General features: G+C 72.8%; 21 protein-coding genes and 1 tRNA gene. 6 read left to right on the top strand and 16 right to left on the bottom strand.

All coding sequences use genetic code 11. The features are described 5' to 3' along the window. Positions 1-80 precede the first annotated feature (80 nt). From AC07A4_RS10375 to AC07A4_RS10385, 3 genes are all read right to left on the bottom strand, one after another. Positions 81-1,874: a DEAD/DEAH box helicase gene (locus AC07A4_RS10375; RefSeq protein WP_478595624.1), complete on the bottom strand. Its 1,794-nt coding sequence runs from the start codon at positions 1,872-1,874 to the stop codon at positions 81-83. A 165-nt stretch (positions 1,875-2,039) separates the two neighbouring features. Next, positions 2,040-3,533: an MFS transporter gene (locus tag AC07A4_RS10380; protein WP_478595626.1), complete on the bottom strand. Its 1,494-nt coding sequence runs from the start codon at positions 3,531-3,533 to the stop codon at positions 2,040-2,042. A gap of 867 nt (positions 3,534-4,400) precedes the next feature. Further along, on the bottom strand, positions 4,401-5,087 hold the full coding sequence (locus AC07A4_RS10385; RefSeq protein ID WP_478595628.1) for a hypothetical protein: 687 nt from the start codon (positions 5,085-5,087) through the stop codon (positions 4,401-4,403). A gap of 404 nt (positions 5,088-5,491) precedes the next feature. Between AC07A4_RS10385 and melC1 the strand changes: the two genes are divergently transcribed. Then, a complete protein-coding gene (gene melC1, locus AC07A4_RS10390; protein ID WP_478595630.1) occupies positions 5,492-5,899 on the top strand; it encodes an apotyrosinase chaperone MelC1 in 408 nt (135 codons plus the stop codon). A 17-nt stretch (positions 5,900-5,916) separates the two neighbouring features. Then, on the top strand, positions 5,917-6,744 hold the full coding sequence (gene melC2 / locus AC07A4_RS10395; protein ID WP_478595633.1) for a tyrosinase MelC2: 828 nt from the start codon (positions 5,917-5,919) through the stop codon (positions 6,742-6,744). A gap of 98 nt (positions 6,745-6,842) precedes the next feature. On the opposite strand, the gene AC07A4_RS10400 is transcribed toward melC2, so the two are convergent. The 7 genes from AC07A4_RS10400 to AC07A4_RS10430 form a co-directional block, all read right to left on the bottom strand. After that, a complete protein-coding gene (locus tag AC07A4_RS10400) occupies positions 6,843-8,024 on the bottom strand; it encodes a methyltransferase domain-containing protein (protein ID WP_478595636.1) in 1,182 nt (393 codons plus the stop codon). Continuing rightward, positions 8,021-8,986, bottom strand: coding sequence for an ATP-grasp ribosomal peptide maturase (tgmB, locus tag AC07A4_RS10405; RefSeq protein ID WP_478595639.1), 966 nt, complete (start codon positions 8,984-8,986; stop codon positions 8,021-8,023). Before tgmB ends, AC07A4_RS10400 begins: the two co-directional genes overlap by 4 nt. Before the next feature lie 6 nt (positions 8,987-8,992). Further along, positions 8,993-9,289: a putative ATP-grasp-modified RiPP gene (locus tag AC07A4_RS10410; RefSeq protein ID WP_478595641.1), complete on the bottom strand. Its 297-nt coding sequence runs from the start codon at positions 9,287-9,289 to the stop codon at positions 8,993-8,995. Beyond that, positions 9,286-9,762: a hypothetical protein gene (locus tag AC07A4_RS10415; protein ID WP_478595643.1), complete on the bottom strand. Its 477-nt coding sequence runs from the start codon at positions 9,760-9,762 to the stop codon at positions 9,286-9,288. The genes AC07A4_RS10410 and AC07A4_RS10415 overlap by 4 nt, the downstream gene beginning before the upstream one ends. Then, positions 9,759-9,998 carry a DUF7848 domain-containing protein gene (locus tag AC07A4_RS10420; RefSeq protein WP_478595645.1) on the bottom strand — a complete coding sequence of 80 codons (240 nt, stop codon included), beginning with the start codon at positions 9,996-9,998 and terminating at the stop codon, positions 9,759-9,761. Before AC07A4_RS10420 ends, AC07A4_RS10415 begins: the two co-directional genes overlap by 4 nt. After that, on the bottom strand, positions 9,995-10,132 hold the full coding sequence (locus AC07A4_RS10425; protein ID WP_478595648.1) for a hypothetical protein: 138 nt from the start codon (positions 10,130-10,132) through the stop codon (positions 9,995-9,997). Before AC07A4_RS10425 ends, AC07A4_RS10420 begins: the two co-directional genes overlap by 4 nt. Before the next feature lie 137 nt (positions 10,133-10,269). Further along, the gene (locus AC07A4_RS10430) at positions 10,270-11,454 is read right to left on the bottom strand and encodes a helix-turn-helix domain-containing protein (protein WP_478595651.1); all 1,185 of its coding nucleotides are present in this window, start codon (positions 11,452-11,454) and stop codon (positions 10,270-10,272) included. A gap of 270 nt (positions 11,455-11,724) precedes the next feature. On the opposite strand from AC07A4_RS10430, the gene AC07A4_RS10435 reads away from it, so the two are divergent. Then, positions 11,725-11,799, top strand: a tRNA-Cys gene (locus AC07A4_RS10435). Positions 11,800-11,813: 14 nt separating this feature from the next. On the opposite strand, the gene AC07A4_RS10440 is transcribed toward AC07A4_RS10435, so the two are convergent. Beyond that, positions 11,814-12,758: a L,D-transpeptidase gene (locus AC07A4_RS10440; protein WP_478595654.1), complete on the bottom strand. Its 945-nt coding sequence runs from the start codon at positions 12,756-12,758 to the stop codon at positions 11,814-11,816. 145 nt (positions 12,759-12,903) lie between these two features. Here AC07A4_RS10440 and AC07A4_RS10445 point away from each other — a divergent pair, with 145 nt between their 5' ends. Genes AC07A4_RS10445 through AC07A4_RS10455 form a run of 3 tightly spaced genes read left to right on the top strand, consistent with a single transcriptional unit; the run spans position 12,904 to position 14,797 of the window. Next, entirely contained in the window at positions 12,904-13,434 is a 531-nt protein-coding gene (locus AC07A4_RS10445) for a SigE family RNA polymerase sigma factor (protein WP_478595657.1), read from the top strand. Beyond that, entirely contained in the window at positions 13,424-14,068 is a 645-nt protein-coding gene (locus tag AC07A4_RS10450; protein ID WP_478595660.1) for a L,D-transpeptidase, read from the top strand. The genes AC07A4_RS10445 and AC07A4_RS10450 overlap by 11 nt, the downstream gene beginning before the upstream one ends. A gap of 57 nt (positions 14,069-14,125) precedes the next feature. Continuing rightward, a complete protein-coding gene (locus AC07A4_RS10455; RefSeq protein ID WP_478595663.1) occupies positions 14,126-14,797 on the top strand; it encodes a hypothetical protein in 672 nt (223 codons plus the stop codon). A 272-nt stretch (positions 14,798-15,069) separates the two neighbouring features. On the opposite strand, the gene AC07A4_RS10460 is transcribed toward AC07A4_RS10455, so the two are convergent. The 5 genes from AC07A4_RS10460 to AC07A4_RS10480 form a co-directional block, all read right to left on the bottom strand. Further along, positions 15,070-15,615, bottom strand: coding sequence for an AAA family ATPase (locus AC07A4_RS10460; RefSeq protein ID WP_478595666.1), 546 nt, complete (start codon positions 15,613-15,615; stop codon positions 15,070-15,072). 60 nt (positions 15,616-15,675) lie between these two features. Further along, a complete protein-coding gene (locus AC07A4_RS10465; RefSeq protein ID WP_478595668.1) occupies positions 15,676-17,982 on the bottom strand; it encodes a xanthine dehydrogenase family protein molybdopterin-binding subunit in 2,307 nt (768 codons plus the stop codon). Further along, positions 17,979-20,102, bottom strand: a complete 2,124-nt coding sequence (locus AC07A4_RS10470; protein WP_478595671.1) for a 2Fe-2S iron-sulfur cluster-binding protein — start codon at positions 20,100-20,102, stop codon at positions 17,979-17,981. Before AC07A4_RS10470 ends, AC07A4_RS10465 begins: the two co-directional genes overlap by 4 nt. After that, on the bottom strand, positions 20,099-21,001 hold the full coding sequence (locus tag AC07A4_RS10475) for an FAD binding domain-containing protein (protein ID WP_478595674.1): 903 nt from the start codon (positions 20,999-21,001) through the stop codon (positions 20,099-20,101). Before AC07A4_RS10475 ends, AC07A4_RS10470 begins: the two co-directional genes overlap by 4 nt. A gap of 297 nt (positions 21,002-21,298) precedes the next feature. Beyond that, positions 21,299-22,924, bottom strand: coding sequence for a beta-N-acetylhexosaminidase (locus AC07A4_RS10480; protein WP_478595677.1), 1,626 nt, complete (start codon positions 22,922-22,924; stop codon positions 21,299-21,301). Between the last annotated feature and the right edge of the window lie 239 nt (positions 22,925-23,163).

Consider the following 23,163-nt stretch of genomic DNA (forward strand, 5'->3'; position numbering starts at 1 on the left):
ACCAGCCCCCACCAACCCGCACCCGAAAAACCGAGCCCCAGAGCCCATAGCCCCACACCCGCACCGGCAAGCCCCGCGCGCTACCGCATCCGGGTCGCCCACTCCTGCACCTTGGCGATCCGCTGCCGCAGCTGCCCCCCGGTGGCCTCCGCGCTCGGCGGCCCCCCGCACGCGCGCCGCAGCTCGGTGTGGATCACCCCGTGGGGCTTGCCGCTCTGGTGGGCGTACGCGCCGACCATCGTGTTGAGCTGCTTCCTCAGTTCGAGGAGTTCCTTGTGGGAGACCACGGGACGCCGCTCGGCGGGCAGTTCGAGGAGGTCGGCCTCCTCCGCGGGCTTCTTCTTGCTGTGCGCGATCTGCCGGGCCTGCCGCTTCTGGAGCAGCAGCTGCACCTGGTCGGGTTCGAGGAGGCCCGGGATGCCGAGGTAGTCCTGCTCCTCCTCGCTGCCGGGGTGCGCCTGCATGCCGAACTCGGCGCCGTCGAAGAGCACCCGGTCGAAGACGGCGTCGGACTCCAGCGCCTCGAAGGGCAGCGTGTCCTGCTCGCCGGTGTCCTCGTCCTGCTGCTTGTTCGCCTCGTCCATCTCCTGCTCGGACTCGGCGTACGGGTCCTCCTCGCCCTGCTTCTTCGGCTTGTCGAGGACGTGGTCGCGCTCGACCTCCATCTCGTTGGCGAAGCCGAGCAGGTCGGGGACCGTGGGCAGGAAGACGGACGCGGTCTCGCCGCGCCGCCGCGAGCGCACGAAGCGGCCCACGGCCTGGGCGAAGAACAGCGGCGTGGAGATCGTCGTCGCGTACACGCCGACCGCGAGCCGGGGCACGTCGACGCCCTCGGACACCATGCGGACGGCGACCATCCAGCGCTGGTCGCTGCCGCTGTAGTCGTCGATGCGCTGCGAGGCCCCGGTGTCGTCGGAGAGCACCAGGGTGGCCTTGGTCCCGGTGATCTCCCGGATGAGCTTGGCGTACGCGCGCGCGGATTCCTGGTCGGAGGCGATCACCAGGCCGCCCGCGTCCGGGATGGCCTTGCGGACCTCGCTCAGGCGGCGGTCGGCGGCCTGCAGGACGTTCGGCATCCAGTCGCCGCGCGGGTCAAGGGCGGTGCGCCAGGCCTGCGAGATCGCGTCCTTGGTCATCGGCTCGCCGAGCCGGGCGGCGATCTCGTCACCGGCCTTGGTGCGCCAGCGCATGTTGCCGCTGTAGGACAGGAAGATCACGGGCCGCACGACGCCGTCGCCGAGGGCGCTGCCGTAGCCGTAGGTGTAGTCGGCGGAGGAGCGCCGGATGCCGTCGTTGCCCTCCTCGTACGTCACGAAGGGGATCGGGTTGGTGTCGGAGCGGAACGGCGTTCCGGTCAGGGCCAGGCGCCGCGTCGCGGGCTCGAAGGCCTCCAGGCAGGCCTCGCCCCAGGACTTGGAGTCGCCCGCGTGGTGGATCTCGTCGAGGATGACGAGGGTCTTGCGCTGCTCCACGCGGTTGCGGTGCAGCATGGGCCGCACGCCGACGCCCGCGTAGGTCACGGCGACGCCCTGGTACTCCTTGCTGAGCGGGCCCGCGCTGTACTCCGGGTCCAGCTTGATGCCGATCCGCGCCGCGGCCTCGGCCCACTGCTTCTTCAGGTGCTCGGTGGGGGCGACCACGGTGACCTGCTGCACGACGTGGTGGTGGAGCAGCCAGGACGCGAGGGTCAGCGCGAACGTCGTCTTTCCGGCGCCGGGCGTGGCCACGGCGAGGAAGTCGCGGGGCTGCTCCTGGATGTACTTGTCCATCGCCCCCTGCTGCCAGGCGCGGAGCTTGCTGGCGGTACCCCAGGGAGCGCGCCCCGGGAAGGCGGGCGAGAGATGGTGCGAGGAGGAGGCGGCGGTAGTAGTCACGGTCTCCGTTTTTGACGCTGGGGTACGTACGACAACCGGGCCACCCTACCGGTGAGATGACCGCACTCCGGGGTTGACGCTCGAGTCGGGGCCGGGGTGCGACGCGGTTCACACCGGGGCCGCCGAGCGTGTTCGTACGGTCACTCCGGCGGGACCCAAGGGGCCTCAGGAGGTCTCGGCGGGCCCCCGCAGCCGCGTCCCCACCCAGGCGCCCGCGAGGGCGACCAGGGCCATCGGCAGGAACACCGCGGTGAACGCCCCCGGGTGCGAGCCCTCCGCGCCGCTGCCGTGGCCGCCGACCATGCCGCCGCCGAGCGCGGCGAACGCGGCGCCGCCCGCGGCGAGCAGCAGCGTGTTGGACAGGCCGTCGGATATCTGGAGGCTGGCGGCGTTCGCGCCCGCGTCCTTGGGCGGCGACAGCTTCAGGAGCAGGACGCTGGTCGAGGCGATGACCATGCCCATGCCGAGGCAGCCGACGCCCCAGGCGACCGCGACCACCCACACCGGGACGGCGTCGATCAGCACGGTGGGCGCGGTGGCGATGGCGGCGGCCACCAGGACCATCCCGGTGACGACGAGCTTCTCCCGGTGGACCTCCATCCGGGGCCGCGACTGCGCGTACGAGCCGAGCGCCCAGGTGGCGCCGCCCGCCGCGAGCGAGAGGCCCGCGAGCGTCGGCGACAGGCCCCGCTCGCTGACGAGCATCAGCGGCACGAAGGACTCGGCGGCGACGAAGGACCCGGCGGCCACGCCTCTGAGGAGCACGACGGAGGGCAGCCCGCGCGCCGCGCGGTAGGTGCCCCGGGGCAGCAGGCCGAGGACGGAGGGCACGAGCAGGGCCGCGCCGACGGCCAGCGGAAGGAGGGACAGCCAGCGCAGCTCCTGCCCCGCGTACTGGAGCAGTCCGGCGCCGAGCGAGATGCCGAAGGCGAGCCGGACGCGGCGGCGGTCGAACGCCGCGACCGGGGCGTGCGGGTCGAGGGGCCCGGAGGCGGTGCGCCGGATCGCGGGCAGCGCGAGCGAGAGGGGCGCGGCGACGAGCACCGGGACCCCGATGAACACCCACCGCCACCCGAGGTGCTCGGTCACCGTGCCTGACACCAGCGGCCCGACCACGGACGGCACGACCCAGGCGGCCGCGAACGCCGCCATGATCGACGGCCGCAGCGCCTCCGGATAGGCCCGGCTCACCACCACGTACAGCGACACGATGACGAGGCCGCCGCCGAGGCCCTGCACGGCGCGGCCGAGGATGAACTGCCACATCGCGGCGGCCGTCCCCGAGAGCAGCAGGCCCGCCGCGAAGGCGCCCATCCCGCACATCAGCGGCCCGAGCGGCCCGCGCCGGTCGCCCCACTGCCCGGAGAGGACCATGCCGAGCAGGCTCGTCGTGAAGTACGCCGAGAACCCGAACGCGTACAGCGACACTCCGTCCAGCTCCCGGGCCGCCACCGGCATCGCCGTCCCCACGGCGGTCGCCTCGAAGGCGATGAGCAGCACGACGGAGACGATGCCGATGCTCAGCGCGCGGTAGGGCTTGGCGAGGACACCGCCGCCGTCGCCGTCGCCGTGCTGACCGGCCGGTGACGGCGCCGTCTCATCGGCGGCGGGGCCTGGGGCTGGGGCGACGTCGGTGTCGTGGGAGTCCGGGGTGGTCATTGGGCCAGGTTAGGAGCCGCCACTGACACTCCGCGCCTGCCGCGGGACGGTCCCGTCCTGGTCCCTTGGTCGTACGTCTTCGGGCCTTCGGCGGACGGGACCGGTCCCGTCGGGGTTGGCTAGCGTCCCGAGGCGGGAGGTGCGATGGGTGTCTTTCTCATATGCCTGGCGTTCGTGGTGGCTGGCGGGCTCGTGGCCGTGGAGCGAAGGGCGACGCTCCGCCGCCGTGCGGACCAGCGAGTGCACGCGCTGTACGAGGCCGCGGCGCGCGGTGACAGCGCGTGGCTGCGGCAGCGGGCCGGTGACGGCGCGGAGACCGTGAACCTGCAAACCAGCGAGGGGAACAGCGCGCTGCACCTCGCGTATTACCAAGGTGACGAGAACGCCGTCGACCTGCTCATGGCATTCGGCGCCGATGCCCGGCTGCGCAACCGCCAGGACCTCGTCCCGCCCGAGATGACCGAGGTGGGGCGCGTGGAGGGGCTGCTGCGGGAGTGCGTGGCGCTGCTGCGGCCGGACGGCGCGTGGGACGACGAGGACGCGGCCCACACGCTGTACCACGAGGTGAGCGCCGCGCAGCCCCGCCACGTCTTGCCCGCTCTCTCCGCCCTGGTGCTGCGGCCGGGGCCCGAGCAGCGGGACGCGTTCCGGGTGGCGATCAAGCTCGGGGTACCCGGCTCCGAGGCGAGGCTGGAGGAGCTGCTGCACGCGCACGGCGACGTAGAAACGGCCACGGACTTCCTCAACTCCGGCTCCTCTGCGCTGTGTTGGGCGGGCGAGCGGTGGGCCCGCCGCAACGGCTTCCGGGCGCATCTCGCGGTGGGCGGCAGCAGGGGGGGCGCGCTGGGGCCGGTTCTAGCGCCGGTCTTACAGCAGCCTCGCGCTCTCCAGAACCGCGTCCACCGCCTCCTGCTCGCCCCCTTCCCCGGGCTTCGCCACCCCCAGCAGGAACACCGAACGCCCGGCGTCCGCGCTGATCAGCGTCATCCGCAGATGTACCTCGCCGCCCTCGCCGTCCTCCACCGCGAGGGCCACCGTGTGGGCGGGGCGGCCGTCGACGGTCGTCGCCTCGGACTCCGTCTGCTCCGACGATCCGTCCGGGTAGAAGTACGTCGCGTTGGAGCGGGCCGCGCTCTTCGCCCGCGCCTCCAGCTGCGACTCCGCGAGGGGGTCCGCCCGCCCGGTGAGCACGATGCCGAAGTCGCCGTCCCCACCGCTCCCTACGCCCGCGCCGCCGCCCTCGCCGTGATCCGCGTCCACCGTCCGGATCGTGCTCGTGTAGGCGTCGACGAGGTCCTTCTTGTCCTGCTTCCAGCCCTCGGGAATCCGGTACGAGAGGCCTGCCTTCAGGTCCGTGGCCCAGGGCCGCCCCGCCAGCGGATCGTCGTCCCCGCCCCTGGTCCACCACCACGTCCCGAGCCCGGCGGCCACCACGGCGACGGCCACCGCGGCCACGGCCAGCGGCCGCCACCGCCGACCGCGCCCCGGCGGCGGCGCCGGTGCGTACGGGGGTGGCGTCGGCGCGTACGAGGGCGGCGGGGGCGGTGTCGTCATGCGAACAGTCTCGCCTCGGCCGTGAACTGGACCTTGAGTACCCGTACTCACCGACTACTCAGACGCGCGCCCTCACCACGACCTCCCCACGACCTCCCCACGACACGGCTTTTCAGACAGCTTTCCCCTGTGACCCGGCGCACGAGCCGTGGACCAACCGTGAAGAACTTTCACGGTATCGTCACTTCCACCGCAGAATCTGCGGCGCGGACACCGCCCGGACGAACGCACCGCAAGATCAACTTCGTTCAAGAATGCACTATTTGCACGCGGATGTCCTTAATGATGGCCAACTCTTTCCGTTGATTACGGACATGCCGCCACCTCCCTGTACGTATGGCTTCAGCAGCCCCGGCCGACCACCGGAACTGCTGCTTCACCACGTTCACTTGGGGGTTTTTCGCATGTCCGGAATCACTCGCCGCCGGGCCATCGGTGCCGCGGGCGCCGTCGCCGGTATCGCCGTCGTCGGCGCGGCCCAGGCCGCCACCGCGGCCGCCTCGCGCGGCACGCACGACGGCCACGGGGGCTCCACCGAGCCCGCGCCCTTCGACGAGGTCTACCTCGGCCGCCGCATCCAGGGCGGCCCCACCACGGGCCACGGCGGACACCACGCGGGCCACGGCGACGGCTACTCCGTCCGCATCGACGGCGACGAACTGCACATCATGCGCAACGCCGACGGCACCTGGATCAGCGTCATCAACCACTACGAGCCGAGGGCCACGCCGCGCGCGCTCGCCCGCGCCGCCGTCGTCGAGCTCCAGGGCGCCGTCCTGGTCCCGCTCGCCCCGTCCCCGTCCGCCGTCTGATCCGGAGCGCCGCCGCCATGGCCGTACGCAAGAACCAAGCCCAGCTCACCGCCGACGAGAAGCGCCGCTTCGTCACCGCCCTGCTCGCGCTGAAGCGCGACGGCCGCTACGACTCCTTCGTCAGCACCCACAACGACTTCATCATGAGCGACACCGACAACGGCGACCGCGTCGGCCACCGCTCCCCGTCCTTCCTCCCCTGGCACCGCCGCTTCCTCATACAGTTCGAGCAGGCCCTCCAGTCCGTCGACGCGTCCGTGACGCTCCCCTACTGGGACTGGACCACCGACCGCACCCCCGCCGCGTCCCTCTGGGCCCCCGACTTCCTCGGCGGCACAGGGCGCCCCCGCGACGGCCAGGTCACCGACGGCGCGTTCGCCTCTTCCGGCAACGGCTGGCGCATCAACGTCCGCGTCGACGGCCGCGACTTCCTCCGCCGCAGCCTCGGCGCCGGCGGCGTCCAGCTCCCCACCAAGGCCGAGGTCGACTCCGTCCTCGCCATGTCCACGTATGACGCCCCGCCGTGGAACAGCGCCTCCGACGGCTTCCGCAACCACCTGGAGGGCTGGCGCGGCGTCAACCTCCACAACCGCGTCCACGTCTGGGTCGGCGGCCACATGGCCACCGGGGCCTCCCCCAACGACCCCGTCTTCTGGCTCCACCACGCCTACGTGGACAAGCTCTGGACCCAGTGGCAGTCCCGCCACCCCAACTCGCCCTACCTGCCCGCCGCGGGCACCCGCGACGTGGTCGACCTCAACGACACGATGCGCCCGTGGGGCAACGTGACACCGGCGGACATGCTGGATCACAAGCGGTACTACACGTACGACGTGGCCGCCTAGCCCTGCGGCCGGGCGGGCGATCAGTCCCGGCTCGCGTACGCCACGAAGTCGCGCCAGGCGCGCGAGGCGAACGCGAGCTGGGGCTTTGTCGTGGTGGGTCAGCTGGTGTTCAGGTGCCAGCGGGTTCCGTCGGGGATGTACCAGACGGAGGCGTCGCCGCTGGCTTCGCGGGCGTAGCCGAACTGGTCGTGCGTGGGCTGGTTGTGGGCGTTCCACCAGTGCCAGGCGGCTTCGGCCTGCTTCCACAGGTCGGCGTCGCCGCCGTAGGTGACGCTTTGGTCAGTGCTGAAGGGAACGCGGGCCCATGCGCCGTCGCCGCGCTGGAGTTGGATGCTCGTGGTGCCGGTGGCGTCGTCGATGTCGTAGACGAGTTCGGTCTCGGGCAGATGCAGCGCGAGGAGCAGGCGCAGTGTGTAGTGGGCCTGGATGTCGGTGGCCGTGAGTGTGGTGGGCCGGGTGTCGGCCTGTGGTGCGCGTTGCGGGCGGTTGGGCTGGGGGTAGGTGCGCGGGTCGTTGCGGGCGGGCATGAAGCGGCCTGCGGTGGTGGTGAAGTGGCCGATGGCGCGCTGCTCTTCGTCGACGGTCAAGGAGACGAGTCCGCCCTCGATGCCCAGCGTGACGTCGGTGACGATGACGGCGCCGGGCTTGGCGCGGGCGATCCACTGGTGCGGGATGGCGGGGACGGAGCAGGTGGAGATGATGCGGTCGAAGGCGTGCTCTGTGGGGAGGGCGGTGCGGCCGTCGCCTGTGGTGAGGTCGGGCGTGTACCCGATCTGGGTCAGGCGTGTCCTCGCGGTGTCGGTGAGGTCGGGGTCGACGTCGATGGAGTGCACGAGGTGATCCCCGAGTCGTGCGCACAGCAGGGCGGCGTTGTAGCCGGTGCCGGTGCCGATCTCCAAGGTGCGGTGGCCGTCGCGGACGGACAGGTCTTCCAGCATTCCGGCCATGAGGCTGGGCAGGGTGCTGGAGGAGGTGGGAAAGCCGGTCCACGCGGTGTCGTCGACTTGCTCGGCGGTGCCCGGGTCCAGGGCGGTGACGAGGGTGACGTCGCGGTAGGCGGCAGCCAGGTGCCGTACGTCGGCTACGGCGCGCCGCTGGCGCCACACAGTGATGCCCTTGTCGCTCTGCTCCTGGTCGAACCAGGACGGTACGAGGACGTGGCGGGGGACGGCGGCGAACGCCGCGCCCCATTGAGGGGTGCGGATGGCCCCGGCGTTCTTGAGTTCCTCGGCCAGTGCCGTCATGTGCGGGCGTGCCGCGTCGAGGGTGGCGTCGCTCACGTGCGGACTCCTTGCAGTTCGTCAGCGATGGCCTCCGCGATGGGCAGGCCGGTGGTGTGCTGAATCCAGTCCCATTGCCCGCACGGGTTGGCCTCAAGGAACGTCCAGGTGCCGTCGGGCGAGACGACGAAGTCCAGCGCGGCGAAGCGCAGTCCGAGACGGTCCATCAGGCGGTGCACTCCGTGCGCGATGTGACCGGGGGTGTCGGTGGCGCGGTAGGTGAGCGAGGGATAGTCGCTGCGCCAGTCTTCGTGTGCTGCTGTGCTGCCCGCGTGGATCTCCGCGGCGAGTAGCTGGTCGCCTGCCACGGTGAGGCGCACCTCGTGCGCTTTGGGTATCCAGGCTTGGAAGAGGTGCGCGGTGGAGTCGATGCCGCGTAGGTCGTCGAGGTCGGCGTGGGGCACGCGTCGGGTGTAGACGGTCTTGAGCTCGCCGCCCTCGACGAGAACCGGGGAAGCGATGGGCTTGCAGATGATCGGGCCGGGGGTGTCGGCGCAGAACGCGCGGACGGCGTCGGGGTTGTTGGTGATCAGTGTGGGCGGGATGGTCAGGCCGCAGGAGCGGGCGGCGGCGAGTTGGATCGGCTTGTACTCGGTGCGGGACATGGCAGCGGGATGGTTCACCCAGCGGCAGTCGAGCGCGGTCAGGATGCCGCCGAGCCCAGAGCGGGCCTGCGCGGCAGCGAAGCGTTGCTCGGGCTGGGACATGCCCGCGGGCAGGCGGAACGGGGTGGGCGCGCGGTAGTAGACGGCGTGGACGTCGGCCAGGTCGACGGCGCGGTGTCCGGTGGTGAGCTGCCCGTGCCAGCCGCGCCAGTCGTTGATGCGTCCGGTGAGGGTGAGCTCTTGGGGGAACTCTGCGGTGTCCATGCGGAACACGGACGCGCCGCGGTCGGTCAAGACCTTGATCACGCGGTCCGTCGGCCAGTCGTCCTGGGCTGCGATGACGAGAACGATGGGCATCCCGTGTCAGTCCTTTGGGCCCTCGTCGAGCGGCGGGGGGTTCTTGATGCTGCCGTCCGGGAGGGTGGGGGTGTGCGTGGCCATGTACGGGAGCGGTCCGTCGTAGAGGCTGACGGACATCTGCGATTCCTCGTCGTAGGTGGACGGGGGTTTGAAGATGGCCTGTGTGGCGTCTGGCGTACGGGCGTGCCGCAGCACCCAGGGGCGGGTGTCCGGCGCGGACGGAAGCTCTGAACTGAGCGGGGCGGGCCCGTCGGCGGAAGCGAGTGGGAACCCCTCGCGCGGGTGAGCTAGCACGGTCACGGTGTGTCCTTCCCTCGTGGGGCGGGGGTCTGAAGCAGGGCGTAGCCGTTGGGCGGCAGTACAAGGGGGCGGGCGGAGAGGCTGTAGCGCGTGGTGTTGTCTGCGACGGTGAAGCGGAAGAGGTTGCCGTCGCGCATCGCACTGAGCACGTCGTCGTGCTCGGCGGTGGTGTGATCCCAGGCGAGCTCGGCCCACATCCGCAGGGCTCCTGACGCGTCGAGCTGTCCCTCGTGCTGCTCTTCCGGCACCTCGACGGCCCCGATGGGGACCCATGGCGTATCGAGGGGCGGATCGATGAGGTCGGCCAAGTACCGGGCCTGGGTCGTCAGCCATCGCACGGCCGAGCGGGGAGTGGGCGCGAGGTAGACGCGTACCAGCCACTCGCGGGTGTGCTGAGGGGCGACGGCCTCGGCCACGGTGATCTCGCACCACAAGCAGTGGCCAGCCGGGTACGGCGCAGTGGGGGCGCTCACTGCCAGTTCCCGGATACGGCGCGGTAGTGGCGCGTGTGGTGCTCGCGGTAGTCGAGGTGCGCAGGGTTGGCCTTGAGGTGGCCGAACGTCCACTTCTCGCCGTCGGTGACCTGGCTACTGGGGACACTGGACGCCCCGCAACACATGCACTCCCGCCATGACAGCGGCGGCTCCGCGTCGGCATCGGCGTTCGGGGCGACGGTGTAGTTCCGGAACGCGGCGCGTGATCGAGTCACCGGTCGACCTCCCCGCGAAGCTTGGCGAGATGGCGGTCGATCTCCCGCTGTAGCGCGACGATCCGCGCCGTCAGGCTGCCGTTTGACGGCTCGCTGGTGGTGCGCTCTTCCTGCGGTCCCTGAGCTGTCGACATGCGGGCCCCTCAACAGATGGGCTGTACGGGCGTCTTCGTCGCTCCGAGCAGGAGCGGCCGATACCGCATGCTGGACCCACGCGAAGGCCCCGACTATCAGGACTTGTTGATAGTCGGGGCCAGAGCGTGACGGGCGGTTAAGCGCCCAGCCAGGTTCCGTAGGAGAGGAAACTATCGGGCAGTTGCCGCTTGGCGGCCTCCAGCCCGGCGTACGTCTCGCGCACAGTGGGGTGATATCGCGCCTGTTGAGGAGCGGCCTTCCGGGACTTCAGCAAGTGGCCGAACGCGCCGTCGAGGTCTCCCGTCCACATCAGGGAGCGGGCGTACTCGGCGTGGTGATGGCTCCGGCGGGAGGCTGGCCAGTCCTTGGGAAAACGCACAGTGCGACCCGCGCTGACCGCGTCGGCGTACTCGTCGAGTTCAGCGGCGACGCTCACTCTGTGCACGGCCACGTTGGTGGGCCCGAAGCTCAGCCAGTGCACCTTGACGGCTTCCCCGGTGCGCTCGGCCAGTCTCTCCGCCTCGTTCAAGTGGCCTTCGGCCCGATCTCCGTCGTGCGCACGCCCGGCCATGACGGCAGCTCCAAGGTGGAGTTGCCCCGTGACCACATCGCGTTCGCGCCCCGCGTCGGCCTGCTCCAGGATGCTCAGTCCCATGCGGACCAGACGTTCTCCCGTGCGGAATTGACCCTCGCGGAGATAAGTCAAGGCACGCATGTACCGGTACATGCCGCCGAATACGGCATCGGACCCGCGGTGGGCGGCCCAGTCCATGCGGGAGAGGGAAATCGCGGCGAGATCAGCGAATCCCAGCTTGGTCGCGACGTCGTATGCCGTGCGGTAGGTACTGGCGAGGAGTAGCCAGCCTTCGGTGGAGTTGGTGACGTGTGCCGCGGTGGTGACTTCTTGGATCAGCCCGGCGACCTCGCTGGCCGCGTGCTTGATCTCTCCGGCCCGCACTGCCACGAGAAGCCTCTCGGCATCATCGGCGAGGAGCGCATGCGGGCGAGGGGTGATCTCGGGGTCGGCTCCCAGGTCGTACACGTCTAGCGCTTCGCGAATCGGTCGTATCAGGACGTCGAGTTCATCAAGGCGCAGCTCGGTCAGGTACGGCTGGCCTTGAATCGTGGCGACATCCACACGCATGGCTCGCGCAACCCTGGCGACCACGTGCGGGCTGGCCGGAATGACGCCCTGCTCAACCTTCGTGAGGGTGCTGTACGGAAGTTGAGAGAGCTCTGACAGCGCGCGTTGCGTGAGATGGCGCTCTTGGCGTAGGCGCTTGATGCGCCTGCCGGTGTGGTCATGAGGTAGAGCGTGCATGCTGGCTCCTGTCTGACTCGACACCTGCACGGTACCCGCTCGCGGTTGCGGGAGATCAGCCAGAACGGCGAAAGGGCGGCCAGGACCGGGAGCGGCCACCGGCGGCGTTCGAGGTCGTCGACGCGTGCGCCGAGCGGCTGCCCCAGGAGGCGGGGACGGCGGTGACCCAGGGCCTCCATGAACGCCGTATGGCAGTCGCGTTGCGGCGGTGGTGATGACCTTGAGCCAGGGCACCGCCACCGCCTACCGTCGAAGACAAGAGCACAGCCTGGCCGTGTGCCCGAGTGGTTGAGGGATTCGCCTGCAAAGCGAAGCACACCGGTTCGATTCCGGTCACGGCCTCCAGGATCGCCCCCGGATCAGGGGGTCAGGGCGCTGCCCGCCTTCCACTGGTCCCACGGCACGTTCCAGTCGCCGTAGCCGTTGCCGGGCTCCACGGTCTCCTTGGAGCCGGTGACGCGGATGACGTCGCCGGGGATGACCTCCTCGTAGAAGCGGCGCGCGGTGCCGTCCGTAGCGAGGCCTATGCAGCCGTGCGTGACGTTCGTGTTGCCCGCGAAGGTGTTCGCCTTGGGGTTCTGGTGCAGGTAGGTGCCGGACGTCGTCAGGTGCACCGCGTACTCGTAGTAGCCCTTGTACGCGTCCCCGTAGCCCACCGTCCGGGAGTCCATGAACACCCGGCGCTGCTTGTCGGAGACGACCATCGTGCCGTTCCAGGTGTCCATCCCCGGGGCGCCCGCCGTGACGGGGACGCGGCGCGTGGTGCCGTCCTTGACGACGGTCATGGTGTGGGCGCGGACATCGACCGTGGCCACCAGGGAGCGGCCCACCGTGACGTTCGCCAGTATCGCGGAACCCGCCCGCAGGGTGATCTTCGTACCCGGCTTCCAGTACGTCTTCGGGCGGTAGTCGATTCGCTGCCCGTCATGCAGGTTGCGGTCCTTGACCCAGCTCCAGGAGCCGGTCGTGCCGTTGTCCGTGCGGACCGTGAGGCGCTTCTCCACGTCCGCCCGCCGCGACGGCGGCACGGGACGCGCGAACGTCACGGAGAGCGGCATGCCGACGCCGACGGTCTGGCCGTCGAAGACGTTGACCTTGGCGCCCTCGCGCAGCGCCTCCGGCAGCGGCTTGGCGCGCGGCGTCGGCTTCCGCGCCGGGGCCGAGGCACCCGGCTTCTCGCCCGCCCCGCCGCTCGTACCGCCAGCGGAGCCCTCCCTGACGCCGCCCGCGTCACCGCAGCCCGCGAGCAGCAGCGCGCAGAGCGCCGCCACGGCCACCGGTCCCCCGGCGCTCCTCGCCGTCACGCCCTTGCTTCCCCTGATTCCCCTGATTCCCCTGGTCAACAGAGCCCCCCTGTGTGGTGTGCTTCGATGTACGCGACTTGTACGCACGCCGGGGGTCACCGGGTTGCGTGGGACGGGCGGAAAGTTTCTTCAGCACGGGGGCGGCATGACGGAGGACGAGTTCGACGCGTTCTACGCGTCGGCGTTCCCGCGCGTCGTCGGGCAGGTGTACGCCTTCACCGGCGACCACGGCCAGGCCCAGGACGTCGTCCAGGAGGCGTTCGTACGCGCCTGGGACCGGCGGCGCGACTTCCTCGCCACCGAGGCGCCCGAGGCCTGGATCCGCACCGTCGCGATGCGGCTCGCGGTGAGCCACTGGCGCCGGGCCCGGCGCTGGCTGGAGCTGGTGCGCCGCACCCCGCCGCCCGAGCACGCCCCGGGCCCTGGACCCGAGCACCTCGCCCTGGTGCAGGCGCTGCGGCAGCTCCCGGAGGCCCAGCGCCTCGCGATCGTGCTGCACCACCTGTGCGACCTCAGCGTGGACCAGGTCGCCGCCGAGACCGGCGCCCCCACCGGAACCGTCAAGGCCCGCCTCTCCCGCGGCCGCGCGGCCCTCGCCGGGCTGCTTTCCCCAGCCGAGGAGACCGGCGGCGCGAAGGGCGCGCCGAGCGACGAGGAGGCCCGACGTGTCCGATGACCTGTCCCCCCGCGATCTCTCCACCGCGCTGCGGGGCCTCGCGGACACCGGCGAGACGCCCGCGCCGACCACCGGCGCGCAGGTCCGCCGCCGCGCCACGGCCCGGCGCCGACGCCGCCGCGCGGCCCTCGCGGGCGGCGCCGCCTGCGCGGTCGCGGCCCTCGCGTTCGGCCTGACCACCGCCCTCGGCGACGGCTCCGACGGGCGCCCTGCGCCGCCCGCCGCGCCCACCACCCGCTCCGCCGCGCCCGCCGCGACCGTGGACCTCGCCACGCGCACCCTGACCTGCGGCGACCGGAAGCTGCCCCTCTCGTCCGGCAACGCGAGCCACCCCACCAAGCCGGGCCGCATGACGGTCGTCGCCAAGTACCGCACGAAGCGCCTCGACAGCGTCACGGTCGGCCTGGGCGAGGAGTACGACGTCGCCCTCCCCTGGGTCATCGAACTGCGCGGCCCCGGCGGCGCCACCAACTACCTCGTCCCCATGACGTACGCCGAGCAGGCACCCGGCAGGCAGGACACCACCCGGGGCTGGATCGGCCTGCGCACCGCCGACGCCAAGTGGCTCTACGGGCAGCTGAGTCCGGGCTCCGTGGTGACGGTCGAGGGCAAGGCCCCCGCGGCTTCGCACTGAGGCGCGATGCGCCGGAATACCGCTCCCGGGGTGCGCCGCGCGCCCTAGGGTGGCCGCGTGGACGCAGGGGACTACATCTCCGCCGGGGGCGCGTGCGTGGCGGCGGTCAGTGCGTGCGTGGCGTGGTGGCAGGTACGGGCGGGGCAGCGGGCGGCGGGCAGGCAAGTAGCCGTCGCAGAGAGCCAGTTGGCACATGAGAGGGGCCTGAAGGACCAGGCGGAGCGGCCCCTGTTCGAGATGGCCGGGGTCGAGACGGACGTCGACCACGGGCGCGCCCCGCGCATCACCGCCGAGATCCGGCAGTGCGGCGGCGCCCCGCTGGCCGAGGTGTACTTCGCCGCCCACCTGGACGACGAACCGGCGGCCATCATCACGTCCACGGGCGACGGACCGCCCTGCTGGCTGCACACCGGGCCCGGCACCACGAAGACCGTCACCGTCCAGGCCGCCGAACGGCACTACGGCAAGGTCGAGGTGCGCGTCGACCTCAACTGCCGGGAGGCGCACGGGGGCCGGACGTGGAAGTGCCGGGTGGTGGGGTACACGCGACCGCCGGTCCTCCTGGGGCGGCTCGACGCCGCGGCCGTCCCCGTGGCGCGCCGCCTGGCGCTCATGGACACCGTGCCGCGCCGCTCCCGCGTCGAGTTCGGCCTGCTCTCCGTGGTTCCCGTGCCCGCGCCCCGGCCCGAGGCCCCGGGCGCGGACGACGACACCGACGACATCTGGTGACCCCCCACACGGCGAAGGGGCGGTTCCCATCGGAACCGCCCCCGTGGCGTCTCAGTCAGCGAGGCGCCCGAACGCCGGGGTTATCAGCCCCAGCCCGTGTCGTTGTCATCCCCCATGACAATCTCCCCCGTTGAGTCGAGTGGTGCGTCGAATGGTTCGGGACTCTTCGATAGTGCCCTGCGACGCGCCGGGACTAAAAGGGATTTATGGGGGCTTGAGAGGGCTGGGACCCCATCGCGACCGTTCGGGCACCGGTCGGAGACATTCCGCGCTCAGACCACCGCCGCCTCGCCGAGGCGCCCCAGAATCGCGTCCACCGTCTGATCCACCGTCAACTCCGAGCTATCGAGCCACAGTCCAAGGCGCGGGGTGTCCGCGCGCAGGCCCTGGTCCAGGGCCTCGACGGTCCACTCGCCGTAGCCCGTCTTGCCACGGGCGGCCTCGCGGGCGGCGACCGCGTCCGGGCGGGGCGCGAGCACGACGACGTACAAGGGGCGGGTCCGCACCAGGTCGACGTACCGCTTCAACTCCTCCCCCAGGATGACGTCCTGGACGACCGCGATGAAGCCCGCGGCGGCGTACGCGTCCGCCGTCGACGCCGACAGGCCGTAGCGGAGCCGCAGTTGGGCCTCCGCCTCGCCGCCCGCGCCCGGCTCGTACTCCTCGCGGCCGGAGACGATCATGCGCCGGAAGACGTCCCCGCGGACGTGCGCGGCCCGTGGCAGCCGCTCCGCCAGGGCCTGCGCGACCGTCGACTTGCCCGCGGCCATGATGCCGGTGATGACGATGACCCCGTCGGGGGTGGCACTGGTAGTCACGGCCGGAACGTATCCCAGGGCGCCCCTGGGGCTCCCGTCATTTTCCGGCGCGGGGCCCGCTCAGGCCAGCTCCGCGCCCACGGCCGCCTGCGGCCGGATCGGCAGGCGGTTCACCGGGCGGCCCGTCGCCGCCCGGACCGCCGACGCGATCGCCGCCGGGCACGTGACCACCGGCACCGCGCTCGCCGCCTTCGCGCCGAAGGGCGCGACGACGTCCCGCTCCTCGACCAGTTTCACGATGCGGATGTCCGGCGCGTCCAGGGCGGTGGGCAGCGCGTAGCCCGTCAGGTCCGGGTGGCGGACGAGGCCGCGCGGGGTGCGGAGGTTCTCGGTGAGCGCCGCGCCGAGGCCCTGGGTGACGCCCGCCTCGATGCGCACGCGCAGCTGCGCGGGGTTGAGGATACGGCCGACGTCCTGCGCGACCGCGAGCTCCACCACCCGCACCGAGCCGATCTCGATGTCCACGTCCACGACGGCGCGGATCGCGCAGAAGGCCATGCCGACGAACGCGTCGCCCTGGCCGTCGGCGTCCAGCGGCTCCGTCGGGTGCGGGCGGCACTGCGCCGTCGCCCACAGCTCCTTGCCGTCCATCGCCTCCTCGACGGTCGTCGACAGGACGCCGTCGTACGAGGTGATCTTGCCGTCGGCGATCTGGAGCAGCTCGGTGGACATGCCGAACTTGTGCGCGAGGGGCTGTAGGAGCTGGGTGCGGACCATCTTCGCCGCGCGCTCCACCGCGCCGCCCGACACCCAGGTGTGGCGGCCGTGGCAGCTCGGCCCCGACGGGGGCTGGTCGGTGTCCACGGGGGCGACGCGCACGTCGTCGATGCCGAGGGTCTCCTGGACGATCTGCCGGGCCAGGGTCGCGAAGCCCTGGCCGGTCTCCACGGCCGCGCAGATCACCGTCGCCACGCCGTCGTGGACCTTCACGGTGGCCGTGGAGACCTCGTCCGCGCCCTCCGCGCCGAGCAGCTGCACCATGCCGAGGCCGTAGCCGACGCCGCGCCGCACGGCGGCCGGTTCGCCCGCGCCCTCGGGCCCGCCGGGCAGCAGCCACTCCTCCTGCGGGGTGTCCTTCGGCAGCTCGGGCAGCGGGAAGTCCCGTACGGCGGCGAGGAGTTCGGCCGTCGGGGCCGGACACGTCACCGTCTGTCCCGTGGGCAGGACGTCGCCCGTCGCGAGGGCGTTGCGCAGCCGCACCTCAGCCGGGTCGACGCCCAGCTTCTTGGCCAGCTTGTCCATCTGCGCCTCGTAGGCGGCGCAGACCTGGAAGGCGCCCTCGCCGCGCACATGGCCCGACGGCGGGTTGTTCGTGCGGACGGCCCAGCCCTCGATGAAGGCGTTCGGGACGACGTAGGGGCCGCAGGCGAAGGACACCGCCGCGGCGAGCACCTGCGCGGACGTGTCCGCGTACGCGCCCGCGTCGAGCAGGATCTGCGCCTCGACCTTGACCAGCGTGCCCTCCGCGTCCGCGTGGTGGCGGTAGCGCAGGAGCGTGGGGTGGCGGTGGGCGTGGCCGAGGAAGGACTCCTCGCGGGTCGCGGTGAGCTTCACCGGGCAGCCCGTCTTCAGGGCGAGCAGACCGAGCGGCAGCTGGAAGCTCGCGTCCTCGCGGTCGGCGGTGGCGCCGGGCACGCCGGTGACGACGACCTTCACCAGGTCGGGGCCGAGTCCGTACACGGCGGCGGCGCGGTCGCGGTCGCCGTGCGGGTCGGTCGACGCGACGTACAGCTCGACGCCGCCGTCCGGGCGCGGCACCGCGAGCCCGGCCTCCGCGCCGATCGGCGCCGGGTCCTGGCGGCCGATGCGGTACAGGCCCTCGACGACGACCTCGCCGGTCGCCTCCGGGTCGCCGTGGCGCAGCGGGATGTGCCGGATCAGATTGCCGTCGGGGTGCAGCGGGGCCGCCTCGAAGGCCTGCTCCGGGTCCGTCACCGCGTCCAGGGGCTCGTACTCGACGATGATCGCGGCGGCGGCCATGCGGGCCGTGTCCGGGTGGTCGGCGGCGACGGCGGCCAGCGGCTCGCCGTGGTGGCGCACCACCTCCGAAGCGAACACCGGCCGGTCGGCGGGCCCGCGCCCGTGCGCCGCGGCGCCCGGCACGTCCTCGTGCGTGACGACGGCGCGGACGCCCGGCAGCTCGCGCGCGTGGCTGGTGTCGATGGAGACGACGCGCGCGTGCGCGTGCGGGGAGCGCAGCACGGCCGCCCACAGCAGGCCCTCGGCCCACAGGTCGGACGCGTAGGGGAACGTGCCCTCCGTCTTGGCCCTGAGGTCCGCCGACGGCAGCGAGGACCCGATGCCGTGCGGCAGCTGTTCGGCGCCGGGCTCGGCCTGGGCCACGCCTTCGTTGCTCGCGCCGTTCACGCCTGGTCTCCGTCCTGCCCGTACGGGCCCGCCTGGTGCGGGATGCGCGCCTGGTCGGCGGCCTGCTCGTCCTGCTGCTCCTGCTCGGCCGCGCCCTTGGCGGCGCGCTCGGCGACCACGTCGCGCACCGCGTCGAGCACGCCCCGGTAGCCGGAGCAGCGGCACAGGTTGCCGCACAGCGCGCGGCGGGTCTCCAGGTCGCTGGGCGCGGGGTTGCCCTCCAGGAGGTCGTGCAGCGTCATCGCCATGCCCGGTACGCAGAAACCGCACTGCACGGCGCCGCAGTTGGCCAGCGCCCGCTGCACGTCGGAGGGCTGGCCGTCGGCGGCGAGGCCCTCGACGGTGCGCACCTCGCTGCCGGCCGCGGTGGCCGCGGGCACCAGGCAGGACGCGACGAGCCGCCCGTCCACCTGGACGTTGCAGGCCCCGCACTCGCCCTGCGAGCAGCCGTCCTTGGCGCCCGCGAGGCCGAGCCGCTCGCGCAGCACGTACAGCAGCGACTCGCCGATCCAGGCGTCGGTGACGGGCCGGTCGGAGCCGTTGACCCGCAGGACGTACGAGATGAGCGGGTGCTCGTCGGCCTTCGCCACCGCCTCAACGGCCGGAGCAGCGGCTTCCGTTTCCTGCTCGGGGGTGGGCTCCTCGGCGGGGGTCTGCTCCTGGGGGTGCTCTGGGGCGGGGTCTGGGGACTGCTCCGGGGCCAGGTCCGGGGACTGCTCCGGGGCGAGGTCTTGTGCGGGTGCGGGTGCGGGCGTGAGCTCGGGCGCGGGTGCGGGCGTGCGCTCGGGCTCGGGCCCGGCGGCGGGCTCCGGGTCGGGGCTCGCCTCCGCCGCCACGGGGGCCACGAGGGCCGCGGGGGCCTCCGGTTCCGGCTCCAGCGCTTCGGGGGCCTGGAGGGCGGCGGGCGCCTCCGGCTCCTCGGCGGCGGGGGCTTGCGGGGCCGCCGGGGCCGCCGGGGCTGCCGGGGCTGCCGGGATCTCCGGCACGAAGGGCTCGGAGGCTTCCGGGATCTCCGGCACGAAGGGCTCGGGCGCCTCCGGGACTTCCGGCACGAAGGACTCGGGCGCCTCCGGGACTTCCGGCACGAAGGACTCCGGCGCCTCCACCGGCTCGGGTGCCTCGGGGGCCGCCTCCGGCTCCGCCACGGACTGCGGGGCGAACTCGGGCGTGAACTCCGACTGCGGCGCCGGAGGGGTCAGCGGCTGCGGCTCCGCGGCCTCTTCCGGCACGTCACGCGGCGCGAGCGTCCCGTCGGGGCGCTGGGTCACGACGAACAGCTTGGCAGTGCGCTCGAAGGGGGTCTCCTCGACGGCGGGCGGCGCGGCGGCGGGCGGCGCGGCCGGCTGCCCCGCTCGCGGCTGCTCGGCTCGCGGCTGCTCCACCGGCGGCTGCCCGGCCAGGGCTTCCGGCGCCCCGGGCACGAAGGGCTCGGGCGTCGTCGCCCAGGGCGCGGGGGCGCCCCCGGGCAGCGTCGCGGGCGGCGTGCCGCCGCCCCACTGGGCGGCCAGCGCGGACGCGGCGAACTCGCCCGATTCGTCCGGGAGATCACCATCCGCCACGGGGATGGACCACTGCCCGGTCACATCGTGCCCGGCGGGCGCGTGCCCACCGACGGGAGCGGTCGGCTCCTGGTGCCCGGGGTGCGCATGGCTGCCGGGGTGCGCGTGATCCCCATGGTTCACTGCGTCCGGAAACGTCCACTGGCCGGTGGCCCGCGGGTCGTAGGCGTCCTGGACCGGCCGCTGCTCGTAGGCGCCGTGGGCGTCCGGCGCGGCCGGTGCGTACGCCTCGTGCGCTTCGTACGCCTCGTGCGCGTCCGGCTCCGGGTGCGCGCCGGGGTCCGGCCAGGTCACGGTCCGCGTCGCGGCGGGCGCGACGCCGGTGACCTCGGGCGGCAGCACCCACACGCCCGTGGCGGCCGGGTCGGTGGCGTCGGCGGCCGTCGGGGCGACCGTTATCTGCGGCGGCACATAGCCGTGCCCGGGGGCGGCGAGCGGCGTGCTCACGGCGTCGACCGCGCCCTCCGGGAGCTGCACGAACGCGGTGGCGTCCGCGTCGTACTCGCCCTGCGGGTGCGGCTGCCAGGCGCCGCCCGCCCCGTTGTTCCTGCCTTCGGTCACGACAGCGCCCTCCCCAGTGCTCGTCGGGCCAGCGCGGCGACGGTGCGCCGCAAGTGGAGTACGGCGGGCGGCTGCGGCCGCGCGGTGCCGTCTTCGGCGGGCGGCAGGTCGGGCACGCAGGCCGCGGCGACGTACTCGCCGAAGGCCGAGAGCGCCTCCGGCACGAGTCCGCGCTCGCCGTCCCAGTCGATGAGCCCGGCCACCCACTGCTCCGCCTCCAGGGGGCGCAGCGGCATGGGGGCGATCGCCCCCACCGCGCATCGCACGCCCCGGCGCGCGGGGTCGAGGACCAGCGCGACGGAGGCGGTGGCGCGGCCGGGCCCGGTGCGCCCGGTCGCCTTCAGGAAGACCTGGGGGGCGTGCAGCAGCGGTACGCGGACGAAGCCGATGAGTTCGCCGGGTCCCAGCATCTCCATGCCCGCGAGCAGGTGGGACACCGGGACCTCGCGGCGGGAGCCGCCCGGGCCCGCGATGATCAGGACGGCTTCGAGGGCGGCGAGCACGGGCAGCGCGTCACCGGTGGGCGCGGCCGAGGCGATGTTGCCGCCGAGGGTGCCCGCGTTGCGGATCTGGGGCGGCCCCGCGGCGCGCGCGGCGGCGGCGAGCGCCGGGATGAGCGCCGCGAAGTCCGGGCGCCCCATGCGCGCGTGCGTGAGCCCCGCGCCGAGCAGGGCGTGCCCGTCCTGGTACTGCCAGCCGCGGATCTCGCTGATGCGGCCGAGGCCGACCAGGGCGGCGGGGCGCAGCAGGCCCGCGTTGACCGACGACATGAGGTCCGTGCCGCCCGCGACGGGCACGGCGGCGGGCACGGCTGCGAGCGCCGCGACGGCCTCGTCGAGCGTGGCGGGCAGCGACACAGACTGCGCCCCCTGCGCCGCCCGCGGTGCGTGCGTGGTCAAAACCGGCTGCCCCTTCCCGATGGCCCGGCCGCTTGCGTGCCGCGCTCACCGTTACGCCTGTTCCGCCGTACGGTACGTGCTCACAACCCGGACGTGGCAACTCTGGCACATCTTCACCGGGCCCCGGCGCGGGGGTCCGCTAGGAGACGTTCGTCCGCAGACCAGGGGGATATGCCGTTTTCGCACTCCCTCGCCGGTCAGCGGGAATTGCCACTCTTCGGTGAACCTTGTACGGCTTTCTCCTGGCGGCCCACCGTCGCAGGGCGGGCCGCCAGGAGCACGTGCGCGGGGCGGACCTCACACGATTGGGGGCGCCCCCTCGATCGGGCGTCCGAACACCCCGGGGCGCTGCTGCCACGGCAGCGGGCCCCCCGGCGGCCGGTACTCCACACCCAGCGCGTCAAGTCGCGCGTAGTGGGCGGTCATTCTCTCCTCGAACGCGGCGAAGTCGCGCTCCGCGGGCGCCGGGAGCGCACTCCAGGCGACCTCCGAGAGCGCCGCGAGCCGGGGGAAGACCTGGTAGTCCACGCGTGCGTGGTTCTCCATCACCTCGGTCCAGACGTTGGCCTGGGTGCCGAGCACACGCCCGGCCTCCTCCGCGGTGAGCTGGTCGGGCACCGGCTCGAAGCGGTAGACGTCCTCCAGGGTGCGCACCCAGCCGATCGGCACCGGCTCGTCGGCGCCGCCGTGCTGACGGTGGTCCAGATACACGTGCTGCTCGGGGCACATGACGACGTCGTGGCCCGCCTGGGCCGCCGCGATGCCGCCGCTGTAGCCGCGCCAGGACGACACGGCCGCCCCCTCCGCGAGCCCGCCCTCCAGGATCTCGTCCCAGCCGATGAGCCGACGCCCGCGCGCGGACAGCCACTTGTCGAAGTGCCGGATGAACCAGCTCTGCAGCTCGTCCTCGTTGCTGACGCCGAGCTGCTCGATGCGCTCCTGGACGGCCTTCGAGTCCTTCCACTGCTCCTTGGGGCACTCGTCGCCGCCGACGTGGATGAACGTCGACGGGAACAGCTCCAGGACCTCCTCGAAGACTCCCTCGTAGAAGCGCAGGGTGTGGTCGGTGGGGGCGAGGACGTTCGGCGTGACGCCCCAGTTGTCCCAGACGGACAGGGCGTTCGTGTCGATGACGTCGGCGTTGCCAAGTTCGGGGTACGCGGCGATCGCGGCCTGCGAGTGTCCCGGTACGTCGATCTCGGGGACGACGGTGATGTGCCGCGCGGCCGCGTAGGCGACGATCTCGCGGATGTCGTCCTGGGTGTAGTAGCCGCCGTGCGGCTTCTCGTCCCACAGATCCGACTGGCGGTGGCCCCACTTGGTGCGCGACCGCCAGGCGCCGACCTCGGTGAGCTTCGGATAGCGCTTGATCTCCAGGCGCCAGCCCTGGTCGTCGGTCAGGTGGAAGTGGAAGACGTTGAGCTTGTGGGCGGCGAGCAGATCCAGGTAGCGGAGGACGCCCTCCTTCGGCATGAAGTGCCGGGCCACGTCGAGCATCATGCCGCGCCAGCCGAAGCGGGGCGCGTCCTCGACGACGCCGCCGGGCAGGGTGAGCGCGGCGTCCCCCGCGACCGGGGCCCGGCGGAAGGCCTCCGGGCCGAGGAGCTGACGCAGCGTCTGGGCGCCCCAGAAGACCCCGGCCGGGGAGCCGCCGCGGATCTCGGCGCCGTCGCCGGTCACGGTCAGGCGGTACGCCTCGGGGGCGAGCGACTCGTCGACACGCAGCGCGATGCCGCCGGGGGCGGCCTCCGGCCCTGGCGCGAAGGGGAGTTGGAAGGCGCCGCCCAGCGTCGCGCGCAGCCAGCGCTCCGTGGACTCCGCGCCGGGGCCTGCCCAGAGCGTGGTCGACGCGTCGACGGGGAGGACGTCACCTTGCGTGCCCTCGGCGCGGACGGGCGCCGGGATCAGTTGCTCGAAGGTCATGGGGGTGAGGCTGCCATGGGCTTGCAGCCCGCGAAAGGGGCTTTGCGGCATATGCAACGCCGCCGGGCGCCGGCGGGCGCCGCGCAAGGCCGTCGGCGCTTCGCGCCTCGTCCTCAAACGCCGGACGGGCTTGAAATGCCCACCCAGCCGCGAGCCGCTAGGTCGGGGGGTGCCGTTGCAGCCGCAGGTGTAAGGGTGGGCGGGTGGGAGAAATAGCCCGTCCGGCGATTGAGGACACG

This window comes from Streptomyces sp. NPDC043996 (assembly GCF_056435225.1).

Bases quoted from the DNA above. Each gene is read 5' to 3' on its own strand.
- AC07A4_RS10380 (WP_478595626.1), bottom strand. From the start codon at position 3,533: ATGACCACCCCGGACTCCCACGACACCGACGTCGCCCCAGCCCCAGGC.
- AC07A4_RS10385 (WP_478595628.1), bottom strand. From the start codon at position 5,087: ATGACGACACCGCCCCCGCCGCCCTCGTACGCGCCGACGCCACCCCCG.
- melC1 (WP_478595630.1), top strand. From the start codon at position 5,492: ATGTCCGGAATCACTCGCCGCCGGGCCATCGGTGCCGCGGGCGCCGTC.
- melC2 (WP_478595633.1), top strand. From the start codon at position 5,917: ATGGCCGTACGCAAGAACCAAGCCCAGCTCACCGCCGACGAGAAGCGC.
- tgmB (WP_478595639.1), bottom strand. From the start codon at position 8,986: ATGCCCATCGTTCTCGTCATCGCAGCCCAGGACGACTGGCCGACGGAC.
- AC07A4_RS10425 (WP_478595648.1), bottom strand. From the start codon at position 10,132: ATGTCGACAGCTCAGGGACCGCAGGAAGAGCGCACCACCAGCGAGCCG.
- AC07A4_RS10430 (WP_478595651.1), bottom strand. From the start codon at position 11,454: ATGCACGCTCTACCTCATGACCACACCGGCAGGCGCATCAAGCGCCTA.
- AC07A4_RS10445 (WP_478595657.1), top strand. From the start codon at position 12,904: ATGACGGAGGACGAGTTCGACGCGTTCTACGCGTCGGCGTTCCCGCGC.
- AC07A4_RS10480 (WP_478595677.1), bottom strand. From the start codon at position 22,924: ATGACCTTCGAGCAACTGATCCCGGCGCCCGTCCGCGCCGAGGGCACG.